4 protein-coding genes are annotated in these 4,999 nt (G+C 67.0%); 2 read left to right on the top strand and 2 right to left on the bottom strand.

Annotated features, from left to right (window positions below; all coding sequences use genetic code 11):
• Positions 1-115 precede the first annotated feature (115 nt).
• A complete protein-coding gene (locus ACFWIW_RS27135; RefSeq protein ID WP_378371060.1) occupies positions 116-1,237 on the bottom strand; it encodes a DUF6801 domain-containing protein in 1,122 nt (373 codons plus the stop codon).
• A 63-nt stretch (positions 1,238-1,300) separates the two neighbouring features.
• Positions 1,301-2,533 carry a DUF6801 domain-containing protein gene (locus ACFWIW_RS27130; protein WP_378371059.1) on the bottom strand — a complete coding sequence of 411 codons (1,233 nt, stop codon included), beginning with the start codon at positions 2,531-2,533 and terminating at the stop codon, positions 1,301-1,303.
• Positions 2,534-3,020: 487 nt separating this feature from the next.
• Between ACFWIW_RS27130 and ACFWIW_RS27125 the strand changes: the two genes are divergently transcribed.
• On the top strand, positions 3,021-3,593 hold the full coding sequence (locus ACFWIW_RS27125; RefSeq protein WP_378371058.1) for a hypothetical protein: 573 nt from the start codon (positions 3,021-3,023) through the stop codon (positions 3,591-3,593).
• 115 nt (positions 3,594-3,708) lie between these two features.
• A complete protein-coding gene (locus tag ACFWIW_RS27120; RefSeq protein ID WP_378371057.1) occupies positions 3,709-4,923 on the top strand; it encodes a lipase family protein in 1,215 nt (404 codons plus the stop codon).
• The last annotated feature ends 76 nt before the right edge of the window (positions 4,924-4,999 follow it).

The following is a 4,999-nucleotide window of genomic DNA, read 5'->3' as shown; positions in this document are numbered from 1 at the left end:
TCCTTATTCTTGGGGGGTTTTTTCATTTGTTTTATATTTTTGCTTTGCTTTTCCGTGTTTTGTTGTTTTTTTTGTTTCAAAAAACAAAACATACCCCCCCCCCACCACGGTGACCCTAGTCCTGGCGCGGGGTCAGGGCGAGCTCGAAGGTGTTGCCGTCTCCCTGGAAGAGGGTGCTCACGTACGAGGTGAACGCGCCGCAGCCGGTCAGCGGCGCCAGCGAATAGGTCCCGGCGAGCGCGCCGCCCTTCGCCATGGTGAAGCCGTCGCCGGTGCGCAGTTCCGCCGTCGAGGGGGCCGACGTCCGGCAGGACGGCCCGGTGCTGACCGGCATGCCGACGAGCGTCACGAGCGGGAGAACGGTGGTGAACCGGGGCCGCGCGACGAAACCGGTGCCGGCGAGGTCGCCACCCTGCGCCCCGTCGGCGACGAACTCCAGGTCGGCCGCGCCCGGCAGGAAGCCGAACAGCCGGAAGTCGGCGTGCGCCTTGTCGAACACCGGGCCGCCGCTGAACACGGTGGCCGCGGTGGGGCTCAGGTCGAAGGTGCCGGTGAGCGGCGCGGCCGCGCCGAGTGCTTTGACACCGGTCTTCCCGGCGACCGCGAACCGGTGCCCCGCGGGTTTGTCGCCGAGTTCGAAGGAGAGCAGGACCGGATCCTGGCCGGCGTCGAGCGTGCAGTCCGAGGTGAACGAGCCGAGGCCGGTGAAGGAACCGTCGGCCTTCTTCGGGGTGAGACGGGTCGTGAAGTCGCCGACGGTCAGTGTCGTCTTGCCCGGTTTCGCCAGCGTCACCGTGGGCACGGACCCGGTCGCCACCGTGCCGAACGGGCCGGACGGCGGGAGATCGGTCTTCGCGACGTTCAACGGGATACGCACCGGAAGTGGGTTCGCGTCGCCGTTGACCAGTGTCACGCCAGCCGCCGCGGTGCCTTCGATGGTGGTCGCGCCGACGAGGTTCAGCCCGCGGGCCGCCTTGTCCGGGACGGTGACGGTGATGGTCAGCCCGGAGGTGGTGAGCGTGCCGCCGGGCGCCGTCGGCACCTCGAAGTCGGCCTTGATGTTCACGTCGAGCTTCTGCAACCCGATCAGCGGGAACGGGCAGGTGAACGACAGCTTCTTGTCGACAGGCGTACCCGCCGCCGCGCTGCGGACGGCGACGAACAGCAGGCAGCAGGCGGTGATCAGCACGACGAGGGCCGCCGCGAGCAGCATCCGGACGTTGACACGAAGGGGCATGGTCGCCTTCCCGAAAACGGCACCGGCCCCCGTCGCGGGATGCGACGGGGACCGGCGGCCTGACTACTTCTTGGTGAGGTTCAGATCGAGCGTGTTGCCGTCGCTCTTGGCGAACATGCTGATCATGTCGTTGAACGAACCGCAGTTCTGCAGGGCCGACAGCGAGTAGGTGCCGGTGAGCTTTCCGCCCTTGAGCAGGTCGAAGTCCGGACCGGTGGTCATCTCGCTGGTGGACGGGCTGACCGTGCCGCACTTCGGGTCGCTGCTGATGGGGATCCCGAAGACCTGCACGCTCGGCAGGAACACGTTGAACTTGATGTGCGCCTTGAACCCGGTGCCGACGAGCTCACCGGACTGCTTGCCGACCTGCTCGACCTTGATCTCCGAGCGGCCTTCGACGAACCCGAACAGCTTGAACTGGGTCGACGACGGGTCGAGCTTCAGGTCACCGGTGAACGTCTTCGACGCGAGGTCCACATCCGCGTCGAACCCACCGTTGATCGCGGCCGTGCTGCCGAGCGCCTTGAGCGCGGTCTGCCCCTTGATGCCGAACGCGTACTTGATCCCGCCGCCACCGGGGGTGGTGGTGGGCGGAGTCGTCGGCGTGGTCGGCGTCGTGGGGGTGGTGGGCGTGGTCGGAGTGGTGGGCGTGGTCGGCGTGGTCGTGCCGCCGCCACCTTCACCGATCTTGATCGTGGCCAGGGTGTTGTTCTGGCCGGGATCCTGCGTGCACGGCGCGTCGATCGTGCCGTCCGGCGTGATGCCGGTGACCGAACCGTCGGCCTTGCGCGGGGTGACCTTCAGCTGCAGGTCGCCCACGGTGATCTTCGCCTCGCCGGGCTGGTTGAAGGTCAGCGAAGGCGTCTTGCCCGCCGCGTTGACCGTCATCTCGCCCGAGGTGGGGATGTTCTGCTTGGCGATGTCGTTCGGGACCTTGACCGGGAGGTTGAGCCCCGGCGCCTCCACGTTCGCCGCCGCGATGGCCTGGCCTTCCAGCGTGGTCGCACCGATCAGGTTGAGCCCGCTGACCGTGTCCGCGTTGATCGTGGAGACGGCCTTGATGTCGAACGTGCCGGTCGGCTGACCGGTCTTGACCGACAGCGGAAGATCGGTGTTGATCACCACCTTGAGCGACTGCGACCCCACGAGCGGCAGGTTGCAGTGATAGTTGAGCGGGAGCGAGATCGGATCGGCGACACTGGACTGTGCCCCGACCACGAGTACCGCGGCGGCAAGCCCCACGGCACCGGCAGCGGCGGCGGCGACCGCCTTCTTGGTTCCTCTACGGTGACTCACGATCGTCCTTCCGTGGTATCAACGATGATACGAAACGGCGTACAATTCCCCAGAGCAATGAATATCGGCCCGAGAGAATTCTCCGGGTAGCGACGATGTCTGACGGATCGCAACCGAACAGTAAACTAACGACGCGTCCGCACCGCTATCAAGGGCTTCCCCGGAAAAGTTGACGCGCCGCCGGTAAATTGTCACGCTGGCACGGTGCGGCGGGGGTGTTCCTAGTAGCGGCACATGGGTTTCCCCAGTTCAGAGCCGGGTAAGGCGAGATGCGGAACCGCTGACGAGGGTGACAATCGCGCCCCGGAAAACTATCTCACGCGTGCCAATCCACCTTTTCCGGCTCACCCCCTCCTTGCCTGCCGGAATCTTTCGTGAGTAACCTCGCGGTTCAGCAAGCCGGTCGCCGCCGACCACCGCGGAATCCCGCTCGTCGTGCCGGGGCAGGCCCTCTTTCGCCGAATTCGACGGGGAAACCATGAAAAGAATGCGCCGCACGGCAGCGCGAATCGCGTTCGCCACCGTCTCCGTGACCGCCGCGGCGGTCCTGCTGAGCGCCTGCGGATCGGACGAACCGGCCGACGCGGGCAGGCACGCCGACCCGGCCGCGCTCGCCTGGGTGGACAAGGTGTGCTCGGGCGTCGCGACGGGCTCGGCGAAGCTGTCGCAGCCACCCGCGTTCGACCCCGCCAACCCGCAGGCGACGAAGACCGCCATGGTGGGCTTCCTGAACTCGCTGTCCGCCGCCCTCGACGACATGGCGGGCGGAATCCGCAACGCCGGGGTGCCGCCGGTCCCGGATGGACAGTCCGCCGTGGACAAGGCCACCACCACGCTCGGCGAGACCAAGTCGAAGGTGTCCGCCACCCTGACCCGGATGCAGGACGCGAAGGTCACCGACCAGGCGAGCCTGCAGAAGGTGGTCGCCGACGCGGACAGCACGATGAGCGGGCTGAGCGAGCCGGAAGGCCCGATCAAACACCTGCGCACCAACCCGGAACTGGATCTCGCGTTCACCGAGTCCACGACCTGCCGCCAGGTCTACGGCGGCAACGCCTGAGCCGGCACCACGAAGTCCGAACGGTGCCGCGAAAGCCACTTCCGGGACATCCGATGTCCTGAAAGTGGCTTTCGCGACATCCACCCAGTCACCTATCCGCCCTGGAGGCCCGGCCGTGCCGACCCCGTTCCCCCGCCCGTCCCGCCGGACGCTCGCCGTCGCGCTGGCGATCGTCCTGTCCGCCGGTCTCCTGACCGTGCTGACCGGAAACCCGGCGAGCTCCGCCGTCGCGGCGGCGTCCGACGATTCGTTCTACACCCCGCCGTCTCCGCTGCCCGCGGGCAAACCGGGTGACATCATCCGCTCGCGTGTCTCGAAAGCCGGTCCGCGTAAGGATTCCGTCAACGCGTGGCAGGTCATGTACCTGTCGACGAACGCACTCGGGCAGCCGGACGCGGTGACCGGGACCGTGCTGGTGCCGAAGAACGTGGACCCGGCGAAGGCGCCGATCGTCTCGTTCGCCGCCGGTACGCACGGTCCCGCGTTCAACTGCACCCCGTCGAAGATGATCGACATCGGCGCGTTCTACGAGCAGTCCGGTCTCGACGACGCGCTCGACGCCGGCTACGCCGTGGCCCTCACCGACTACGAGGGCTACCGCCAGGATCCGAAGACGACGTACGTGGTCGGGCGTTCGGAAGGCCCGGCGGTGATCGATGTCGTCCGCGCCGCCCAGCGCCTGCCGGAGGCGAAGTTGTCGGCCGACGCCAAGGTGCTCTTCCGCGGGTACTCGCAGGGCGGCGGGGCGGCCGCCTGGGCCGGGGAACTGCAGCCCGCCTACGCGCCCGAGCTGAACCTCGTCGGCGTCGCCGCCGGCGGTGTGCCCGCCGACCTCGTCCAGGTGACCCTGCAGCTCGACGGGAAGTTCGGTTTCGGTGTCTTCGCCTACGCCCTGATCGGCTTGGACAACGCCTATCCCGAACTGAAACTGGACTCGTTCCTCAGCGACAACGGCCGCACGAAACTGGCGGAGATGCAGAAGAGCGCGTGCACGTTCGAACTGCTCACCACCTACGCGAACAACAAGATCGCCGACTACACGACCAGCGCCGGGTACGTGCGCCCGGAATGGGTGAAGCGCCTCAACGAGAACAAGCTCGGCGGCACTCCGCCCAAGGTCCCGGTGTTCCTCTACCACGCCACCCAGGACCAGCTCGTGCAGTTCGCCCAGGCCGACGCGTTGCACAAGGCCTACTGCACCGCCGGGGTCAAGACGACCTGGAAGACCTTCGAGACCGACCACATCACGGCGGTCTACACCGGTAACGCCGACGTGCTCGCCTTCCTCAAGGACCGGGTCGCGGGCGCACCGGCGACGTCGAACTGCTGACCAGTCCCTTGCTCGTGAGTGGCGATGAGGCGTATCAAACACCACCCCACACACAAGGAGAATAGCGCACCCAAAG

The sequence above is a fragment of the Amycolatopsis sp. NPDC058340 genome, from assembly GCF_042723975.1.
In the GTDB taxonomy this organism is placed as follows: Bacteria; Actinomycetota; Actinomycetes; order Mycobacteriales; family Pseudonocardiaceae; genus Amycolatopsis.
The sequence above is the reverse complement of the archived record's forward strand: the minus strand, read 5'-3'. Positions and strand labels throughout refer to the sequence as shown.